This window comes from Microbacterium sp. Ld4 (assembly GCF_045066555.1).
In the GTDB taxonomy this organism is placed as follows: domain Bacteria; phylum Actinomycetota; class Actinomycetes; order Actinomycetales; family Microbacteriaceae; genus Microbacterium.
Genome location: NZ_JBISHE010000009.1, coordinates 172507 through 190690, shown reverse-complemented (window position 1 = coordinate 190690; position 18184 = coordinate 172507). Strand labels below are relative to the sequence as shown.

General features: G+C 68.3%; 18 protein-coding genes and 1 tRNA gene. 13 read left to right on the top strand and 6 right to left on the bottom strand.

Annotation, left to right across the window (positions count from 1 at the left end; all coding sequences use genetic code 11):
* The gene (gene ndk, locus ACJJV7_RS04965) at positions 1 to 417 is read left to right on the top strand and encodes a nucleoside-diphosphate kinase (RefSeq protein ID WP_405372783.1); all 417 of its coding nucleotides are present in this window, start codon (positions 1 to 3) and stop codon (positions 415 to 417) included.
* Positions 418 to 478: 61 nt separating this feature from the next.
* On the opposite strand, the gene ACJJV7_RS04960 is transcribed toward ndk, so the two are convergent.
* The gene (locus tag ACJJV7_RS04960) at positions 479 to 1078 is read right to left on the bottom strand and encodes a vitamin K epoxide reductase family protein (protein WP_405372784.1); all 600 of its coding nucleotides are present in this window, start codon (positions 1076 to 1078) and stop codon (positions 479 to 481) included.
* A gap of 296 nt (positions 1079 to 1374) precedes the next feature.
* Here ACJJV7_RS04960 and ACJJV7_RS04955 point away from each other — a divergent pair, with 296 nt between their 5' ends.
* Positions 1375 to 3924 (top strand): Rne/Rng family ribonuclease, encoded by a 2550-nt coding sequence (locus tag ACJJV7_RS04955; protein ID WP_405372785.1) that lies wholly within the window; start codon positions 1375 to 1377, stop codon positions 3922 to 3924.
* Positions 3925 to 3927: 3 nt separating this feature from the next.
* On the opposite strand, the gene ACJJV7_RS04950 is transcribed toward ACJJV7_RS04955, so the two are convergent.
* On the bottom strand, positions 3928 to 4200 hold the full coding sequence (locus ACJJV7_RS04950; RefSeq protein WP_405372786.1) for a DUF4031 domain-containing protein: 273 nt from the start codon (positions 4198 to 4200) through the stop codon (positions 3928 to 3930).
* A gap of 189 nt (positions 4201 to 4389) precedes the next feature.
* Here ACJJV7_RS04950 and rplU point away from each other — a divergent pair, with 189 nt between their 5' ends.
* From rplU to ACJJV7_RS04900, 10 genes are all read left to right on the top strand, one after another.
* On the top strand, positions 4390 to 4698 hold the full coding sequence (gene rplU, locus ACJJV7_RS04945; RefSeq protein ID WP_405372787.1) for a 50S ribosomal protein L21: 309 nt from the start codon (positions 4390 to 4392) through the stop codon (positions 4696 to 4698).
* A gap of 17 nt (positions 4699 to 4715) precedes the next feature.
* Positions 4716 to 4973: a 50S ribosomal protein L27 gene (gene rpmA, locus ACJJV7_RS04940; RefSeq protein ID WP_405372788.1), complete on the top strand. Its 258-nt coding sequence runs from the start codon at positions 4716 to 4718 to the stop codon at positions 4971 to 4973.
* A gap of 74 nt (positions 4974 to 5047) precedes the next feature.
* Positions 5048 to 6562: a GTPase ObgE gene (gene obgE, locus ACJJV7_RS04935; RefSeq protein WP_405372789.1), complete on the top strand. Its 1515-nt coding sequence runs from the start codon at positions 5048 to 5050 to the stop codon at positions 6560 to 6562.
* Entirely contained in the window at positions 6559 to 7389 is an 831-nt protein-coding gene (gene proB, locus ACJJV7_RS04930; RefSeq protein WP_405372790.1) for a glutamate 5-kinase, read from the top strand. The genes obgE and proB overlap by 4 nt, the downstream gene beginning before the upstream one ends.
* 40 nt (positions 7390 to 7429) lie before the next feature.
* Positions 7430 to 8689, top strand: coding sequence for a glutamate-5-semialdehyde dehydrogenase (locus ACJJV7_RS04925; RefSeq protein WP_405372791.1), 1260 nt, complete (start codon positions 7430 to 7432; stop codon positions 8687 to 8689).
* Positions 8690 to 8733: 44 nt separating this feature from the next.
* Positions 8734 to 8955 (top strand): hypothetical protein, encoded by a 222-nt coding sequence (locus ACJJV7_RS04920; RefSeq protein ID WP_405372792.1) that lies wholly within the window; start codon positions 8734 to 8736, stop codon positions 8953 to 8955.
* Between the two features lie 11 nt (positions 8956 to 8966).
* On the top strand, positions 8967 to 9563 hold the full coding sequence (nadD, locus tag ACJJV7_RS04915) for a nicotinate-nucleotide adenylyltransferase (protein ID WP_405372793.1): 597 nt from the start codon (positions 8967 to 8969) through the stop codon (positions 9561 to 9563).
* The gene (locus ACJJV7_RS04910) at positions 9560 to 10813 is read left to right on the top strand and encodes a hypothetical protein (RefSeq protein WP_405372794.1); all 1254 of its coding nucleotides are present in this window, start codon (positions 9560 to 9562) and stop codon (positions 10811 to 10813) included. Before nadD ends, ACJJV7_RS04910 begins: the two co-directional genes overlap by 4 nt.
* Positions 10813 to 11190, top strand: a complete 378-nt coding sequence (gene rsfS, locus ACJJV7_RS04905) for a ribosome silencing factor (protein ID WP_405372795.1) — start codon at positions 10813 to 10815, stop codon at positions 11188 to 11190. The genes ACJJV7_RS04910 and rsfS overlap by 1 nt, the downstream gene beginning before the upstream one ends.
* Before the next feature lie 65 nt (positions 11191 to 11255).
* A tRNA-Ala gene (locus ACJJV7_RS04900) sits at positions 11256 to 11328 on the top strand.
* A gap of 498 nt (positions 11329 to 11826) precedes the next feature.
* Here the strand turns inward: ACJJV7_RS04900 and ACJJV7_RS04895 are convergent.
* Positions 11827 to 12396, bottom strand: a complete 570-nt coding sequence (locus ACJJV7_RS04895; RefSeq protein ID WP_405372796.1) for a hypothetical protein — start codon at positions 12394 to 12396, stop codon at positions 11827 to 11829.
* Between the two features lie 734 nt (positions 12397 to 13130).
* Here ACJJV7_RS04895 and ACJJV7_RS04890 point away from each other — a divergent pair.
* A complete protein-coding gene (locus tag ACJJV7_RS04890; protein WP_405372797.1) occupies positions 13131 to 14414 on the top strand; it encodes an ABC transporter substrate-binding protein in 1284 nt (427 codons plus the stop codon).
* A 55-nt stretch (positions 14415 to 14469) separates the two neighbouring features.
* On the opposite strand, the gene ACJJV7_RS04885 is transcribed toward ACJJV7_RS04890, so the two are convergent.
* Genes ACJJV7_RS04885 through ACJJV7_RS04875 form a run of 3 tightly spaced genes read right to left on the bottom strand, consistent with a single transcriptional unit; the run spans position 14470 to position 18103 of the window.
* Positions 14470 to 15129 carry a ThuA domain-containing protein gene (locus ACJJV7_RS04885; protein ID WP_405372798.1) on the bottom strand — a complete coding sequence of 220 codons (660 nt, stop codon included), beginning with the start codon at positions 15127 to 15129 and terminating at the stop codon, positions 14470 to 14472.
* Positions 15130 to 15143: 14 nt separating this feature from the next.
* The gene (locus tag ACJJV7_RS04880) at positions 15144 to 16145 is read right to left on the bottom strand and encodes a hydroxyacid dehydrogenase (RefSeq protein ID WP_405372799.1); all 1002 of its coding nucleotides are present in this window, start codon (positions 16143 to 16145) and stop codon (positions 15144 to 15146) included.
* Entirely contained in the window at positions 16142 to 18103 is a 1962-nt protein-coding gene (locus ACJJV7_RS04875) for a DUF2264 domain-containing protein (protein WP_405372800.1), read from the bottom strand. Before ACJJV7_RS04875 ends, ACJJV7_RS04880 begins: the two co-directional genes overlap by 4 nt.
* Between the last annotated feature and the right edge of the window lie 81 nt (positions 18104 to 18184).

The window sequence follows — 18184 nt, the reverse complement described above, 5'->3', positions numbered from 1 at the left end:
ATGGCCACCGAACAGACCCTCGTCCTCGTCAAGCCCGACGGAGTGGCTCGCGGCCTGACCGGCGCGATCCTCGCCCGCATCGAAGCGAAGGGCTATTCGCTGGTCGATCTGCGCCTCGTCGAGCCCGACCGCGCTCGTCTCGAGGAGCACTACGCCGAGCATGCCGGCAAGCCCTTCTACGAGCCGCTCCTCGACTTCATGATGTCGGGGCCGTCGGTTGCGATCCGTCTCGCGGGCAATCGCGTGATCGAGGGATTCCGCTCCCTCGCCGGGACCACCGACCCGACCACCGCCGCGCCCGGGACGATCCGCGGCGACTTCGGGCGTGACTGGGGCGTCGCCGTGCAGCAGAACCTCGTTCACGGGAGCGACAGCCCCGAGTCCGCGTCGCGCGAGCTCGCGATCTGGTTCGACTGACCAGATCTGCATGACGACGCGCCCGGCCCCGAGAGGGGTGCGGGCGCGTCGTCGTCGGTGCTCAGAACTCTGCGATCCAGTTCAGTTTGAGCTGGGCGATGAGGGCGACGACGGCGAGGGCCACGATCGAGATGAGGGGCACCCACGCCATGAGCCCGGCGGCGGCGGTGCGCACCTTCCTCGGCGCGGGCAGCGCGCCGATCCTCAGCAGATGCACCATCACCGCGAAGAACGTCGGGACCGTGACCGTCCACGTGACCATGCACCACGGGCACAGCGTGCCGAGGACGAAGATGCTCTGTGTGATGAGCCAGATCACGAAGACGAGGGCGGCGGTCACGCCGGCTCCGAACAGGAGCCAGAACCATCGAGCGAAGCGCGCCCCCGCGAGCAGGGCCGCGCCGACCACGACCGGCGCCATCCAGCCCGTGAGCCCCAGGATCGGATTGGGGAAGCCGAACACCGACCCTTGGTCGGAGGTGAGGTTCGCACCGCACTGGACGAGCAGGCTGATGTCGCAGGCGGCCGTCGCATTCGGATCGGCCAGCAGCTTGAACCGCTCGACCGTGAGCTGGAAGGCAGCGAACCACCCGACCACACCCGCGACGATCAGCCAGATGGCGAGAGCGGTGGGGCGGGATGTGCGCGTGCCGACAGTCATGCGGCCGATTCTCGCACCCCTCTTGTTGGTTCTGCTGAGCCGCTCGCCGTGCATATTGTGGAGACGCGTCACGGTTTGAGCGCGGTTAGTGGGATAATGGGCGTTGATGTCCCCGCGGCCGCGCCGCCCGGATGTCACGAGAAGACTTCGGGCGATGACCGCCCGCGCAGCGTCACCCCGCATGGAGTGCGGGGATCGGCTGCAGACCGAGTGAGTTCGCGGCTCCTCCGTATACGGAGCGGCGCCGCCAGATTTTCGCCGGACGGCACGCGGAGCCGTCGGCTAGGAGTAAGCCAGTGACGGCCGATGAGAACACCGAATCAGCAGGCATCGAACGAAGCGACGCGGCCCTGAGGGAGCCCCTGTCGACGGAGGCCGCTCCGTCGGACTCCGTCGAGTCCCCTCAGTCCACGAGCGCCGTCGACGAGAAGGTCGCTCCCACCGAGCCCGAGGTCGACCAGATCGACGCTCCAGCTGAGTCGGAAGCCCCGGCCGCTCGCGAGGTGCCGGCAGCGCCCGAGGTGCCGGCAGCGCCCGAGGTGCCGGCAGCGCCCGAGGTGCCGGCAGTGCCCGAGGTGCCAGCCGAGCCGAACGCGCCGGCAGATGCGTCGACCGAGCCCGAAGCGCCGGTCACACAGGACGGACCCGCAGATACCGCCGAAGGCGAGTCGACGGCGTCCCCGACGGCAGCTCCCGCCGAGGCGCCGGATGCCGCGTCGGGCGACCAGGCCCTCGCGGAACCCGTGTCAGTCGAACCCGGCATCCCCACGGCGGTCAGCCTGGGCCTCCTGCCCGAAGAGTTCGTGTCGTCGGTGTCGACCGCCCTTCACTTCTACGCTCCCGAGGTCGTGGCCCTGCCGTCGCGTCCGGGAGACGACCGTGACGACCGCGATGAGCGGGACCGTGACGACCGCGACGACGCGGCATCCGAATCGTCGTCGAGCGCCCGTCGTCGCAACCGCCGCCGTGGTGGCGGTGCCGCGGACTCCACAGACGAGCCCGCGCCGCCGCGCCGGCGCGCGGTGGAGGTCATCACCGAGCCGCAGCGCATCAAGGGCTCCACGCGCCTCGAGGCGAAGAAGCAGCGTCGTCGCGACGGTCGCGAGGCCGGCCGGCGACGCACGGTCGTGACCGAAGCGGAGTTCCTCGCTCGCCGCGAATCGGTCGACCGCGACATGATCGTGCGCTCGAAGAACGGCCGCATCCAGATCGCGGTGCTCGAGGACAAGGTCCTCGTCGAGCACTATGTCGCCCGCAACCAGGATGCGTCGCTCATCGGCAACGTCTACCTCGGCCGCGTGCAGAACGTCCTCCCCAGCATGGAGGCGGCCTTCGTCGACATCGGCCGCGGACGCAACGCCGTCCTGTACTCCGGTGAGGTCGACTGGGATGCCGTCGAGACCGGTAACCAGCCACGACGCATCGAGCTCGCCCTCAAGTCGGGCGACCGCGTACTCGTCCAGGTCACGAAGGACCCGGTCGGCCACAAGGGCGCGCGCCTGACGAGCCAGATCTCCCTGCCTGGCCGCTACCTGGTCTACGTGCCCGGCGGCGCGATGAACGGCATCTCCCGCAAGCTTCCCGACACGGAGCGCGCTCGCCTGAAGAAGATCCTCAAGGAGGTCCTGCCCGAGTCGTCAGGCGTGATCGTCCGCACGGCAGCCGAAGGCGCGACCGAGGAGCAGCTCACGCGTGACGTGCAGCGTCTGACGGCGCAGTGGGAGCACATCAGCACCCAGTCGTCGAACGGCCAGGCCCCCGCGCTCCTGCACTCGGAGCCCGACCTGCTCGTGAAGATCGTCCGCGACGTCTTCAACGAGGACTTCACGAAGATGCTCATCCAGGGCGAAGAGGCGTACGAGACGATCACCTCGTACCTGACCGGCGTCGCGCCCGACCTGCTCGAGCGCATCGAGAAGTACAGCAGCGATTCCGACCCGTTCGACGAGTTCCGGGTGACGGAGCAGATCGAGAAGGCCCTCGACCGCAAGGTCTGGCTGCCCTCAGGCGGATCGCTCGTGATCGATCGCACCGAGGCCATGACGGTCGTCGACGTCAACACCGGCAAGTTCGTCGGTAACGGCGGAAACCTCGAGGAGACGGTCACCAAGAACAACCTCGAAGCGGCGGAGGAGATCGTCCGCCAGCTGCGCCTGCGCGACATCGGCGGCATCATCGTCGTCGACTTCATCGACATGGTGCTCGAATCGAACCGCGACCTCGTGCTGCGGCGCCTCGTCGAGTGCCTGAGCCGTGACCGCACGAAGCACCAGGTCGCCGAGGTCACCTCGCTCGGTCTCGTGCAGATGACGCGGAAGAAGCTCGGTCTCGGGCTGCTCGAGACGTTCAGCGAAGCCTGCGAGGTCTGCGCCGGACGTGGTGTCGTCGTGCACCATGACCCCGTCGTCAAGCACCGTTCGAGTGGCAGCTCCAACGGAGGCGGCAGCAGCAGCAACCGCCGGTCGCGCCAGGGCAACAGCACCCAGAACCAGAACGCCGGAACCAGCGCACCGGTGGCACCGGGTGCGACCCATGTGATCACCGAGGGCGTCAAGTCCGCGCTCGCCCAGATCGCCGCGTCGACCATCCAGCCGCACGAGGAGCCGGCGCCGGCCGAGCCCGATGTCGCTGTGGCCGTCGAGCGCACCGAGCGTCCGGAACGCGCGAAGCGTCCCCGCAAGAAGCGCTCGGATGCTGCCCCGCGCACCGACGCCGACCGTCTCCTCGACTCGGTGCTCGAAGCCCTTCCCGAGCCGAAGGCGCCCGGTCAGGGGCGCGCGCGGCGCCGGGTGACCACCGCCGCGCTCACGGGCACGCCGGTCTCGACGACCCCCGACGAATCGTGACGTTCACCGCCCGCGGCGCTCGCGGGCGGTGACTCGCAGGCCCGAGGCGATGAGGCGGCGGACGAGTTCGTTCGCGCTCACCGCCTCGGCGCCTCCGCGGACGAGGTCTGCGATGGCGTCGGCGGGGACGTCGTAGTGGTCGCGGTCGAAGGCGCGGGGCGGGATACCGTGTGCTGCAGCGAAGGCGTGGAGCTCACTCAGATCGGTGTCCGAGACGAGGTGAGCCCAGAGTCTTCCGTGCGCCGGCCACATCGCGGTGTCGACGAGGATGGCCATCCGCCGATCATACGGGCGACTCGCGGGTGAGTGCTTTTGCCCTTGGTGCCAGGATCGGGTAATCTGGCTCCTTGGTGCGTCACGTGTCGCAGGCCTACGGCGACCGAGAGCCTCGCTTCCGCACCAAAGACTTCCCAGTCTCCCAGGACAAACGGAGCCGTGCGCTCCACAGAAGAAACAAGGTGTGAAGTGGTTTACGCAGTTGTGCGCGCCGGTGGCCGTCAGGAAAAGGTCGAAGTTGGCACCATCGTGGTCCTCGACCGTCAGAAGGCTCAGATCGGCGACAAGATCCAGCTCCCCGCTGTCCTCTTCGTCGACGGCGACGCCGTGACGACGGATGCCGACAAGCTGGCCAAGGTCACGGTCACCGCCGAGGTCGTCGGCGAAGAGCGCGGTCCCAAGATCATCATTCAGAAGTTCAAGAACAAGACCGGTTACAAGAAGCGCCAGGGGCACCGTCAGGACCTCACGCGCGTCAAGATCACCGGCATCAAGTAAGCCAGGAGGCACGAGAGATGGCACACAAAAAGGGCGCAAGCTCCACCCGTAACGGTCGTGACTCCAACGCACAGCGCCTCGGCGTGAAGCGCTTCGGCGGTCAGAAGGTCCTCGCCGGCGAGATCATCGTCCGTCAGCGCGGCACCCACTTCCACCCCGGCGCGAATGTCGGCCGTGGTGGCGACGACACGCTGTTCGCCCTCGAGGCAGGCGCGGTCGAGTTCGGCAAGAAGGGCGGCCGCAAGGTCGTCAACATCGTGTCGCTCGTCGACTGACACACAGTTTTCCTGGGTGAGGGGGTGGGCTACGGTCCGCCCCCTCACCTGTTTTCCCTGATAGGAGGCCCCGCATGGTGTCGTTCGTAGATCGTGTGACACTGCATGTGAGTGCGGGTAAAGGCGGCAATGGCTGCGTCTCGGTGCGCCGAGAGAAGTTCAAGCCGCTCGCCGGTCCCGACGGCGGAAACGGCGGCCACGGTGGCGATGTCGTCCTGATCGCCGACCCCAACGTGACCACACTCCTCTCGTACCACCATTCGCCGCACCGCTCCGCGGGCAACGGCGGGTTCGGCATGGGAGATCACCGCTCCGGTGCCGCGGGGGAGTCGCTCGAGCTTCCCGTGCCTGTCGGCACGGTCGTGAAGGACGATGACGGCGACGTCGTCGTCGACATGCTCACGCCGGGCATGCGGTTCGTCGTCGCTCCGGGTGGTCAGGGCGGACTCGGCAACGCTGCTCTCTCCAACCCCAAGCGCAAGGCGCCGGGATTCGCTCTCCTCGGGACCCCCGGGTGGCAGGGCGACGTCCACCTCGAGCTGAAGACGGTCGCCGACGTCGCGCTCGTGGGGTTCCCGTCGGCAGGCAAGTCGAGCCTCGTGGCAGCGATCTCCGCTGCGCGCCCGAAGATCGCCGACTACCCCTTCACCACGCTCCACCCGAACCTCGGTGTCGTCCAGGCCGGCGAGGCACGGTTCACCGTCGCGGATGTCCCCGGACTCATCGAAGGCGCGAGCGAGGGCAAGGGCCTCGGCCTCGAGTTCCTCCGCCACGTCGAGCGGTGCACGGCCCTCGTGCACGTCCTCGATTGTGCGACGCTCGAGCCGGGACGCGACCCGCTGACCGACCTCGACGTGATTCTCGCCGAGCTGGCCGCGTACCCCGTTCCGGAGGGCCAGATCCCGCTCCTCGAGCGTCCGCAGCTGATCGCGCTGAACAAGCTCGATGTGCCCGAAGCCAAAGAGCTGGCCGACCTCGTGCGCCCTGAGCTCGAGTCGCGCGGTTACCGTGTCTTCGACATCTCCACCGTGAGCCGTGACGGACTCCGCGCGCTGACCTTCGCGCTGGGCGAGGTCGTCGAGAAGCACCGCGCCGAGGTTGCCGCCGCTCCCGTTCCCGAGCGGGTCGTCATCCGCCCCCACGGGTCGCAGAAGGAGTTCGAGATCCGCGTCGAGGGCGGCACGTACGGCAACATCTACCGCATCCTCGGCGACAAGCCGGTGCGCTGGGTGCAGCAGACGGACTTCCAGAACGAGGAGGCCGTCGGCTTCCTCGCCGACCGCCTCGAGAAGCTCGGCATCGAGACCGCACTGTTCCGCGAGGGTGCCGAAGCCGGCTCCACGGTCGTCATCGGCCCCGGCGACGGCATCATCTTCGACTGGCACCCGTCGCTGACGTCTGCCGCCGAGCTGATGACGGCTCCGCGTGGCACTGATCCGCGTCTCGACCTGAACCCGCGTCGGACGACGTCGCAGCGCCGCGAGCGCTACCACGAGCGGATGGACGCGAAGGCGGAGGCTCGCGCCGAGCTCGAGTCGGAGCGTCTCGCGTCGAAGAACGACGTCTGGGAGGACGAGGGCGACCAGTGAGCGTGCAGGATCGTACCGGTATCGCCGGCGCACGTCGGCTCGTGGTCAAGGTCGGCTCGTCGTCGATCAGTGGCGAGAACGCGGAGAAGATCCAGCCCATCGTCGAGGCCCTCGCCGAGGCTCACGCCCGGGGAACCGAGGTCGTCCTGGTCTCGTCCGGGGCGATCGCGACGGGGATGCCCTTCCTGCTCCTCGACTCGCGTCCCAGCGACCTGGCCACCCAGCAGGCCGCGGCGGCGGTCGGGCAGAACGTCCTGATCTACCGCTACCAGGAGGCGCTGCGGTCGTATGCGATCGTCGCCGGCCAGGTGCTGCTGACCGCGGGCGACCTCGACAATCCCACGCACCGGTCGAACGCTCGACGAGCGATGGACCGTCTGCTGGGTCTGCGGATCCTCCCGATCGTCAACGAGAACGACACGGTCGCCACGCACGAGATCCGCTTCGGCGACAACGACCGACTGGCCGCCCTGGTGGCGCAGTTGATCGGCGCCGACGCCCTCGTGCTGCTCAGCGACATCGAGAGCCTCTACACGCGCCCGCCTGATGAGCCCGGGGCGCGGCCGATCCACGACGTGGCCTACGGTGACGACCTCTCGGGATACCAGTTCGGATCCGTGGTCGTGAACAGCGTCGGCACCGGCGGGGCAGCGACCAAGGTGTCGGCGGCACGGCTCGCTACCGCGGCGGGAGTCGGCGTCCTGGTCACAAGCGCCGACCGCGTGTTCGACGCGCTCCGCGGCGATGACATCGGAACCTGGTTCGCACCGAACCCGCAGCCCGACGTGCTTCCCGGGACATCGCCGATCAGGCTCGAGAACGACTGACCGCCGTCGGCGCGGTGCGTCGCGGTCCTACACTGGAGCGATGACCACCACCCTCGTCGGTGCGCGTGAGCGCATGGAGTCGGCGCGCGAGGCATCCCGCGCCGTCGGCCTGCTGACGGATGCTGAAAAGGCGCGTCTCCTCGAGATGATCGCCGACGCGATCAACGCCGACGCGCCCGCCATCGTCGCCGCGAATGCCGAAGATCTGAGTCGCGGGGCATCCGACGGCCTCACCGACGGGCTGCTCGATCGCCTGCGTCTCGATCAGCCGCGGGTCCACGCGCTGGCGTCGGCGGTACGAGACGTCGCCGCGTTGCCCGATCCTGTCGGTCGCGTGCTCGACGAGCGCGTCCTCGCCAACGGGCTCCGGCTCCAGAAGGTGTCGGTGCCCTTCGGCGTGATCGGGTCGATTTACGAAGCGCGCCCGAACGTCACCGTCGACATCGCCTCGCTGGCGCTGCGTTCGGGCAATGCCGTGGTCCTGCGGGGCGGGAGTGCGGCCCAGTCGACCAACGCGACGCTGCTCGCGGTGATGCAGCGAGCGATGGATGCTGCGGGGGTCGACTCCCGCGCACTGCAGAGCGTCGACGATTTCGGGCGTGACGGGGCGCGCGAGCTCATGCAGGCACGCGGCCTCGTCGACGTCCTCGTGCCGAGGGGCAGTGCGGCGCTCATCGACACCGTCGTGCGCGAATCCTCGGTGCCGGTCATCGAGACCGGTGCCGGTGTCGTGCACATCGTCCTCGACTCTTCGGCGCCCCTCGACTGGGCGACCGACATCGTCGTCAACGCGAAGGTGCAGCGCCCCAGCGTGTGCAACGCGGTCGAGACCGTGCTGGTACTGCGCGACGCAGCCGAGCGCCTGATCCCCCCGATCACTGCCGCGCTCCAGGAGCGGGGCGTCACCGTGCACGGCGACGCTGACGTGGCCCGGATGGTCGCGGGCATCGTGCCTGCGACGGAGGAGGACTGGTCGACCGAGTACCAGAGCCTCGACATCTCGCTCCGCATCGTCGACGACCTCGACTCCGCGCTGGAGCACATCCGCACCTACTCGACCCACCACACCGAGTCGATCATCACCCGCGACGACGACCGGGCGGAGCGATTCCTTGCCGAAGTCGATTCGGCCGTCGTCATGGTCAACGCATCGACCCGCTTCACCGACGGCGGCGAGTTCGGTTTCGGCGCCGAGGTCGGCATTTCGACGCAGAAACTGCACGCGCGGGGTCCCATGGGCCTTCCCGAGTTGACCACGGTCAAGTGGCTCGCCCGTGGGAGCGGGCAGATCCGCGGATGACCACCTAAACTGGTCCTGCACCCCATACTTTTCTAGGAGCCTGAATGACTTTCGCGACGATCATCGCCCTCGCCGCCGCTGAGGGCGAGCACCATGGCAACCCCATGGCAGAAACCTTCGGCTTCGGCATCCTCGCGTTCGTCATCTTCCTCTCCCTCGGACTCGTCACCCTGTCCTACCGCAACGTCGCCAACCGCCACTCCCACAAGGCGGAGGCGTACGCGAAGAAGAATCCTGTTCCGCAGGCGGGCCACGGCCACCACTGAGGATGCCGACGATGGCATCCACACGCGCCCCTCGGATCGGGGTGATGGGCGGTACGTTCGATCCCATTCACCACGGTCACCTGGTCGCGGCGAGTGAGGTCGCCCAGTCGTTCGGCCTCGACGAGGTCATCTTCGTCCCCACCGGCGAAGCCCGCCACAAGCCGGGCGTCTCACCGGCGGAGCATCGCTATCTCATGACGGTGATCGCGACGGCATCCAACCCGATGTTCACCGTCAGCAGGGTCGACATCGATCGAAGCGGTGCGACCTACACGATCGACACCCTGCGCGATCTCAAGGAACTGCGTCCCGACGCCGATCTGTTCTTCATCACCGGCGCCGATGCGGTCGCCCAGATCCTCGGCTGGCGCAACGTCGAAGAGCTCTGGGAGCTCGCGCACTTCGTCGCAGTATCGCGTCCCGGACATACTCTCAGCACCGACGGCCTCCCCTCGGACGATGTGAGCAAGCTCGAGATCCCGGCCCTGTCGATCTCATCGACGGACTGCCGGAACCGTGTGAGCCTCGGACACCCGGTGTGGTACCTCGTCCCTGACGGCGTCGTTCAATACATTGCGAAGCACCACCTGTATCGGAGCACAGCATGAGCACCCCAGATGGTCCGAGCAACCCGCCGCTGACGCGCCGCCAGCTCCGTGAGCTGCGGGACACGGCGTCGAACCCCGTGATCACCCCGGAAGAAGCACGGGATGCCGCCGCGGCGAGTGCCGAGTCCGACGCCGCCGCGGCGGTCGAGGCCCCCGAGGCGACGATCGACGAGGGTCACGACGTCGACGTCGCACACGAGCTCGGGGGAGAGCGCCTCTCCCACTCGCAAGACGACAGCGTTTCGCAGGCGCCCGAGGTCCTGCTCGACGCCGACATCGACCTCGATTCGACCCCGGTCACCCGGCGGCAGGCCCGCCACCTCGCCAAGCTGCGGACGGCATCGATCGGCGTCATTCCCGCAGGCGACGCCGCCGCCGCGCGGGACGATGCCGCGGAGGGGGACGCCGTCGATCCTGACCCCGTCGAGGCTGCTGTCGTCGAACCCGAGCCGGAGACCGCCGAGGGCGAGATCCTCACCGAGTCGGAGGCCGCGGACACGCCCGATGAGTCCGCGGAGAGCGAGCCCGAGTACGTCCAGATCGACGAGAACGACGACGTCGTCACTCCCGCCGGCGCGACCGACGAGATCTCCGACGAGCCCCACCATGATGAGGATGCCGCGAGCGCCGACGCTGCCGGCACCGACGATGAATCCGAATCCGACGACGCCGATCATGAGCCGGACCTGACCGACGCGCCCGGTGGGCTCGATCGCGAGCTCGAGGAGCCCGAGGCCGAGCGCGACGTCGAGAACGCGCCCGTCGTCTCGTCGGAACTCGGCGCGCAACTGCTCACCGCCGAGCCGGGGCAGATCGAGCTGCCGCCGTCCTTCGACCAGCTCCTCACCCGGGGTGGCGGATCGTCGTCTGCGCCGAACGCGTTGATCCTCTCGCAGACCCCCGACACCGGGTCGCTCTCCGTGCCCATCATGGGAACGGGCGAGCTCCTCATCACCGGCAGCTACGCGCTGCCCGACAACTACGGCTCCACGGGCACCGTGCCCGGAGCCCAGGACGGCAAAGACCTCGATGCCGCCCTCATCGACGGCGAGCTTCCCGCTGCGTCGTCGCCCACGCCGATCGCCGCCAGTGCGGCGATCAGCACGATAAAGAGTGCGGACGAGATCATCCGCCCTCCGGCGCCTGAGCGGGGGAGCCGGCTGATGATGACGCTGGCGATCACCGCCGGTGCGCTCGGCCTCGCGCTTGCGACGGTTCTGATCCTCGCCGTTGTGAATGGAGTCTTCTGATGGTTGCCACTGAACGAACGCACGAACTCGTGCAGATCGCCGCGGCCGCGGCCGATAGCAAGGGCGGCGCTGATTTCGTCGCCTTCGACGTGTCGGAGCCGCTTCCGCTCGTCGACGCCTTCCTCCTCGTGACCGGGAACAGCGAGCGCAACGTCGCCGCGATCGCCGACGAGATCGAAGACCAGATGCTCGAGGCGGGTCAGAAGCGCCTCCGCCGCGAGGGTCGTCAGGAGTCCCGCTGGATCCTGCTCGACTTCGGCGATCTGGTGGTGCATGTGTTCCACGAGGAGGAGCGGACCTTCTACGGTCTCGAGCGTTTGTGGAAGGACTGCCCCCTCATCTCCGTCGACCTTCCGGAGCCCGCCCCGCGCGATTGACGCCCTGGTTCGGACCATCGCCGCTCGTATAGTAAGCTGGATGAGTTGCCGCGAGCGGCGACAGAGGGCCTGTGGCGCAGCTGGTAGCGCACCTGCATGGCATGCAGGGGGTCAGGGGTTCGAGTCCCCTCAGGTCCACGATAAAACCCCCGCTAGTCGGGGGTTTTTCGTTTTCTGAGCAAGAACCTTCATCTGCAATCCGGGCATTCGAACTGCCGCCGGGGTCACTCGCACCACCGCGTTCGTCGAACGCTCCACGGCGTCCGCGACGAGCAGGCGAAGTGGCAATGCGCGCTGAGCCTGCCGGTACTTTTTCGCCCGACCGCCACCCATACGCCGACGCTAGCGCGGTGGGGGCGGAGCATCACCCCGCGCTACGTTGTGCGAACCCCAATGGCGTCAGGGCCAGCGTTCATCGGTGCGGGCGTACTCGTCGGGGAGCGGCTCCGCTAGCGAGGTGAGTGCGTCAGGCAGCGGCGCGCACCCGATCCGCGTTCCTGCTCTGCAGATCCAGTTCGATCTCGACGCAGGCGTAGTAGGCGTGATCCTGAGGCCCGAATCCGACTGAATCGGACCGGCCTACTCGGATGAATACCTCGGCTGAACCTGTTGTGCCGTCCGATTCGACATCGAGTTTTAGTTGCCTGAGCCATCTTCGTGTATGCCGCTCTCGTCAACCTCGTCCGGGACTGGCTCACCCGGAAGTGCGTCCTCGATCGTCCCGCCCTCCACGACGCTCCCGTACATCGGCCACGCAAGTGCGGGCTCTTCCCCCCTGGTCTTGAGCTCGAAGACAAGGCCAGCGGGATGAACCACTCCGTATAGGGGTTGGTCGGTGGGCATGCCCTTCATCACAGGTGATTGATCTGCATCGTCCGGCGCGTTCTGAACGACGCCATACACCAGCACTTCCGTGCCGATGGGTATCGATTCCGCCACAGCTTGGGCGCCAGCAGGTGCTACCAGGGCGACATAGAGGGAACCGTCGCTGGTCTCCGGCAGCGACCCCTCGTGTATAGCGACATGATCTATGTGGGCGATGACAGGAAGCGTCGAGCCTCCGGTTTCATGACGGACCTCTCCGTTTGCAAAGGAGACGATCTCACCACTCGCCACGATGTCGGACCATGGCACTAGTTCGTCGGTATTCCTGACATCTGGCGCGTCTAGGCAGATGACGCCCCAGTTGGGGAGTTCGACGGACATGTCTGACAGTTCTTCAGCGCGCTCGCCCGTGTTGGCTGCGGGTGCGCAGGCTGTCAGAAGAAGGGCGGTCGGTATGGCTGTCGCCGCAACGAGACGGTGAGCCTGGGAGAGACGTCGCATGTTGACCCCCGGTGGCGCCGGGCACGAGCCCGGCTTCTCAAATGACGTGGACCTGTCTACGTCCACGTGTCGGTATCGGCGTGAACGTCTCACCAGTCAGTACTTCCTGTTGATGAGAGGACCTCGTCTTACTCGCTTGCGCGTTGCTCAGGATGTCCCAATGAATGATCATCGACCCTTGATCGCAGCGAGTGTTGCCCCAGCCGTTTAGGGTTTGGTGCAGAGCGCCGCACCGCGACTCTGGGTGCCTGGCCATCGTGAGCGTCCAGCTCGCCGTGTGCACTCGATCGGTAGGACACGGAGCGTCGCGAAGAGCAGCGGGCGGCGATGTCGATGCCGCGGTCTTCGCGGAGAACCGCAGGGGGGATGGGGGCACTGGCGCATGGCTCGCCCACGGAGCTGTCCTTCGCGGTCCTTGAGAGTCACGGTTCATTCACTGTTCCGCGCGAGGTCGCATGATCACATTTGTCCATTTGTCCACAAGGATGCGCCGGCGCAATTACCGTTGCGGACGTCGCTGAACGACCGGCGTGGCGAAGGTGCCCAGGACTCGCATCCGTGAGGGGGCGTCCGCTCCGGCGCAGGGCGGCACGAGACCATGGAGGATCACTGCAATGAAGCACACCGCACGTCTTCTCGGCATCGTGGGCGCCGGCGCGCTCGCGATCGGAACGCTCTCCGGCTGCGCGAATCCGGGGAGCGAGGATGCCGGCTCGGGGCCGGTCACTCTCGATCTGGCCTGGTGGGGCAATGATGCCCGCGCGGCGATGTACGAGGAGGCGATCGCACTCTTCGAGGACACGTACCCCGACATCACCGTCAACGGCACGTTCGGTGACTTCTCGTCGTACTGGGACTCCCGCTCCACGCAGGCGGCCGCGCGAAACCTGCCGGACGTCATGCAGTTCGACCAGGCGAACCTCGTCGAGTACGGCCTCAACGGCGCGCTGCTCGATCTCTCGCCCTACTTCGGCGAGCAGCTCGACACGTCGGAGATGGACGACGTCGTGATCGATGCCGCCACCGTCAACGACGTGCAGTACGGTGTCCCGGTCGGAACGGGGACGCTGGGGCTGTTCGTCGACCCGGCCCTGGTCGAGGCGTCCGGAGTCGAGCCTCTCGACCCCGATTACACCTGGGAAGACCTCAACGAGTGGATCACGGACGTCACTGCCGCCGAGGTGACCACCGCCGAAGGCAAGCCCGTCTACGGGGGGTTCGACCACGGCCTCACGATGTGGTTCTTCATCCAGTGGCTCCTCCAGCAGGGCGAGCAGCCTTTCGGGGAGGACGGATCCATCGCCTTCGCCAAGGACGACGTGGCCGAGTTCCTCGACCTGACGACGGAGCTGCGCGAGTCGGGCGCCTTCTTCCCGCATCAGCGGGCCACCGAGCTCGCGCCCGCGGACGGCTTCGCGGTGGGAGAGGCTGCGAGCACGCTGACGTGGGACAGCTTCTTCGCCCGCTACGCCGATGTCGAAGATCTTGAGACCCTTCCCGTCCCGACGGGCCCGGACGGCGAGAAGGCCATCTTCTACACCGTGCTCCACATGGCCGGGTCGGCGAACACCGAGCACCCCGCGGAGACGGCGCTGCTGCTCGACTTCCTCGCCACCGACCCGGAGGTCTCGAAGATCTTCGGCACATCGCGGGGCATCCCGACCGATCCCGCTCAGCTGAGCGCTCTCGACTTCCCGGAGGGGTCGCTCGAGGCCAAGTCGCTCGACTACCGAGCGTCGCTCGAGGGCTACGAGACGGTGAGCACTCCCACGTTGCCTGGGTCGTTCGCCTCGCTGGAGTTGACGTGGGTCCGGTTGAATGAGGACCTGATGTTCGGGACGATCACCGTCGACGAGTTCGTCGAGCAGTGGTGGGCCGAGGCCGAGGCGCTGGGCTGACCGGAGACGACATCGACCGAGGGGCGGTAGCCGGCGAGGGCCGTGCTGCCGTCCCTCAGTCGTCTGCGCCGACCGTCCACCGCGCGAGCTGGCCGATCAGGCGCCGATGACCCGGTGAGGCGTACGAGCGCTCGTCGTGCCCCAGGACGTCGACGGCGACGCGCGAGGCCCCGGCCTCGCGCACCCAGGCCGCCGGCTCCGTGGCATCCGGCCCCTCGAACTGCGCAACCGTCTGGCTCCGTCCGATCCGCTGGATGCGGCAATAGCGCTCGTCTTCGACGGTGAAGTCGCCGATGACCTTGCCGCCGGGAACAGCGAGACCGGTGACGTCGACCAGGCCGAAGGGCGGGTGGAACGACAGACCCGGAACCCACATGCCGCCCACCGCGGGGGCCCACTCGGGATAGTCGCGGAGCGAGGCGACGGCGCAGTGGAACGCGAGCACTCCGAGCCCGCGGCCGAGCGCCTCGGCGAACCCGTCGATCGAGGCGGACGGAGCGGACGCCTCGCCGCCCTCGGCACGCCAGGGGTCGCCGGCGTTGACGACGAGCAGGTCGACGTCGGAGAGGGAGCGCATGGCGTCGTCGACGTGGTCGGACACCGTGACGTCGAACCCGGCGCCGTCAAGGACCTCCGCGATCAGCGGCGTGGTCTGGGGGAACGGATGCCACGGGTCGGCGTACCGGCCCGTTCCGCTCGCGATCAACGCACGCATGCGGCGTCCTTTCGTCAGGCGATCGTTGCGAGGTCTCGGTGGTGCACCTCGAACTCGAGGCTACCGAGCGTGAGGAACCGTTCGATCTCGTCGACGGTCTGCCGTCCCATGCGTCGCAACTCGTTCCCGACAGATCCTGCGATGTGCGGGGTGAGGGTCACCCCGGGTGCGCGGAAGAGCGGGTGGCCCGCCGGCAGCGGCTCCGGATCGGTGACGTCGAGAACGGCGTTCATCCGGCCGGCGTGGAGCTCGGCCAGCAGCGCGTCGGTGTCCACGAGGTCTCCGCGCGCCGTGTTGATCAGGGTCGACCCCGTCCGCATCCTCGCCAACTGCGGTGCGCCGATCATGCGGTGGGTGACCGGCAGCGACGGAGCGTGCAGGCTCACGATGTCGGATGCGACGATGAGGTCGTCGAGGGGGAGGAGCGTCGCGCCGAGCGCTTCGGCCTCCGCGGCCGTGAGGGACGGGTCGTAGAGGACCGCGGCGATGTCGAAGGGGCGGAGAAGCTCGAGAACCCGTCGGCCGATGCGGGAAGCTCCCACGATCCCGACCGTGATCCGGTAGGCGCCGACACTGCCGCGCGGATGAGCGGCGGCCATGTCCTGCGTGCGACGGAACGTCTCCGCAGACTCCAGCGCCCCCTTCGCGCTGAGGAGGATCATCGCCAACGTGTACTCGGCGACCGGGATCGCGTTGGCGGCGGCACTGCTCGACACGCGGATGCCGCGCTGCCACAGTGCGGGGGAGACGACGCCCTTCACAGAGCCCGCGGCATGGAACACGGCGCGGAGGTTCGGCCACGCGGCGAGCATCGCCGCGTCGAGTCTGGGCGCGCCCCACCCGGTGATGAGGATCTCCGCCGCTCCGGCTGTAGGCGCGGCACCGGGGCCGGCGGGCGTCATCACGCGGCCGTCCCACTCGACGAGGGTGTGGAGCCGGGCGAGACCGGCCTCGTCGAACAGGTGGCCGACCAAACGCTGTTCGCCGAGGGCGACGGCTGCGTGGGGTGCCCTCATGAGCGAACCTCGCCTCGGGTGGGGACGAGGTCGACCGTTCCATCGCGCCACCGCACACGCACGTCCTCGTCGCCGACGTCGAGTCCCGCCACGAGGGAACCGTCCGCATCGGATGCTGTTCCCGACAGCGCGACGAGCGCGGCGACGAGTTCACCCGGGCCGGCAGGGTCTGTCTGCGCCGTCCACGGGGTGACGGAGTGCTCGGCGAAGGGGTTCGAGCCCGATCGGACGGTGGTGCGAGCGGGACTCAGACCGCGCACCGGCACGACTGCGGTGAGCAGTCCGTCGGGGCGGCTCGCCATGCCGTCGTTTACAGCGTCGAGGTGGCTCGAGAACGGGAGCGGCCATCCGCCTATCCGGAAGCGCCACGGCCCGGGGTCGTTCGGCCATACTTCGTCCGCCGCGACGGCGGCCGTCGGGCGCGACGGATCCTCCGGAGGCGTCCACCAGGCGAGACGCAGTTCGCTCGCGCCCCGCACGACCGAGGCGACCGTGACGACGGGTCCCCGCCGAAGCGACGTGGAGGTGGCGGCATCCGCGTCGTCCGTGTCGAACCAGTGCACCCGCGACCGTGAGACGGCCACCGTGTCGGTGAGGAGGAGCCGCTCGATCGTGTCGCGATGCGAGGGTGCCCCCGTGCGGTCGAGCAGGGCGACGTGCGAGTCGAGGGGCTGCGCGATCGCCGAAGGCGACAACTCGGGAGATGTCGCGTTCGAGTACGCGGTCCGCTGATAGAACGCGTTGTCGGTGCGCGCCGCTCCCGCAGGCCCGCGGAATCCGTCTGATCCGTGATTGAGCACACGCACGATGCCGTCCGCGGCGGTGTTCACGACGATCCAGCCCGGCGCGGGCAGCGCCCGGACGGTGATCGCGTCACGCACCGGTGCGGTGGCCGGCGCGGTCCACTCGGGGTGGTCGCCCGGCAGCAGCAGACCGAGGAAGCCCTTGCTCGCCCAATAGGGGGAGGAGCCGCTCGTGTAGACCTGTCGGATGCGCAGGAACTCCCGGTGCCATCCGATCGGGAGCAGGTCGCGGTCGTCGACGGCCCCGGCATCCAGGAAGTGCGAAACCACGGCCGCACCCAGTTCGCGGGTGGCCCCGGTGGGGAGCGGGCTGACACCGGCGATCGCCGCCGACCAGAACGGTGCGAGCATCGCGAAGCGGTAGGTCAGGGAACGGCCCTGCAGGAGCGGAGCGCCACGGGAGCCGATGAGGTCCACGGCCTGCTCGGCGAACACCCCGAGCCGCTCGCGGTGCCGCGCCGGCAGCGGCGCGCCCGTGATGCGCGAGTGGAACAGCGGGTAGACGTGCCAGGCCCACCCGGCGTAGTAGTCGAAACTCTGCCGAACGCCGCCCGGCGCCGCGCCGTCGGAGTACCAGCCGTCGCCCACGTACAGGCGCTCCTCGATCTCGGCGTTGCGATCGAGGTCGTCCTGCCGCCACGGTCCGCCGACCTGCGCGAGGAACGCCTCGATGACGTTCTGGAACCAGATCCAGTTGTTCGTGTACCCGGTCGTGCCGACGACGCCCGCGAGCCACGCCACGACGCGGGCCTGCTCGCGCGGCTCGAGCAGGTCCCACAGCCACGGCCGGGTCTCTGCGAGTGCGATGGCGACGGATGCCGCTTCGACGACCGCCTGGCGGCGCTCGGCGATCGTGGGCCACCGCTCCGCACCTGCAGGGTCGACCCCTGCCAGCAGCCCCCTCCGAAACCGGTCGAGCAGGCCCTGTGGATCGTGGCCGCCGGCGCCGCGCACCCGGAGGGCGGCGAGCAGGAAGGTGCGGGCGAAGCCCTCCATGCCGTCACTCCACCGGCCCGACGCACTCGACACCCCGGGAAGGTGCACGAGCGCGCCCGTCGAGGACGCATGCCGTGACGCGCCGTGGATCAGGCGATCCGCGAGTTGCTCCCACGACGCACGTCCGCCATCGAAGACGGAAGAGGGACTCTCGTGCATCGACATCACGGTCCGATCCTGCAGTACGCTCCGGTAGTCACGGTAATGTTCGGACAAAATCGATCACGTTGCGACATTCTC

Excerpts from the sequence above, each read along its gene's own strand:
- ACJJV7_RS04890 (WP_405372797.1), top strand. The coding sequence starts at position 13,131 with ATGAAGCACACCGCACGTCTTCTCGGCATCGTGGGCGCCGGCGCGCTC.
- ACJJV7_RS04960 (WP_405372784.1), bottom strand. The coding sequence starts at position 1,078 with ATGACTGTCGGCACGCGCACATCCCGCCCCACCGCTCTCGCCATCTGG.
- rsfS (WP_405372795.1), top strand. The coding sequence starts at position 10,813 with ATGGTTGCCACTGAACGAACGCACGAACTCGTGCAGATCGCCGCGGCC.
- nadD (WP_405372793.1), top strand. The coding sequence starts at position 8,967 with ATGGCATCCACACGCGCCCCTCGGATCGGGGTGATGGGCGGTACGTTC.
- ACJJV7_RS04880 (WP_405372799.1), bottom strand. The coding sequence starts at position 16,145 with ATGAGGGCACCCCACGCAGCCGTCGCCCTCGGCGAACAGCGTTTGGTC.
- ACJJV7_RS04875 (WP_405372800.1), bottom strand. The coding sequence starts at position 18,103 with ATGCACGAGAGTCCCTCTTCCGTCTTCGATGGCGGACGTGCGTCGTGG.
- ACJJV7_RS04895 (WP_405372796.1), bottom strand. The coding sequence starts at position 12,396 with ATGTCCGTCGAACTCCCCAACTGGGGCGTCATCTGCCTAGACGCGCCA.
- rpmA (WP_405372788.1), top strand. The coding sequence starts at position 4,716 with ATGGCACACAAAAAGGGCGCAAGCTCCACCCGTAACGGTCGTGACTCC.
- ACJJV7_RS04925 (WP_405372791.1), top strand. The coding sequence starts at position 7,430 with ATGACCACCACCCTCGTCGGTGCGCGTGAGCGCATGGAGTCGGCGCGC.
- ACJJV7_RS04950 (WP_405372786.1), bottom strand. The coding sequence starts at position 4,200 with ATGGCCATCCTCGTCGACACCGCGATGTGGCCGGCGCACGGAAGACTC.
- ACJJV7_RS04885 (WP_405372798.1), bottom strand. The coding sequence starts at position 15,129 with ATGCGTGCGTTGATCGCGAGCGGAACGGGCCGGTACGCCGACCCGTGG.
- ndk (WP_405372783.1), top strand. The coding sequence starts at position 1 with ATGGCCACCGAACAGACCCTCGTCCTCGTCAAGCCCGACGGAGTGGCT.
- ACJJV7_RS04910 (WP_405372794.1), top strand. The coding sequence starts at position 9,560 with ATGAGCACCCCAGATGGTCCGAGCAACCCGCCGCTGACGCGCCGCCAG.
- obgE (WP_405372789.1), top strand. The coding sequence starts at position 5,048 with ATGGTGTCGTTCGTAGATCGTGTGACACTGCATGTGAGTGCGGGTAAA.
- ACJJV7_RS04920 (WP_405372792.1), top strand. The coding sequence starts at position 8,734 with ATGACTTTCGCGACGATCATCGCCCTCGCCGCCGCTGAGGGCGAGCAC.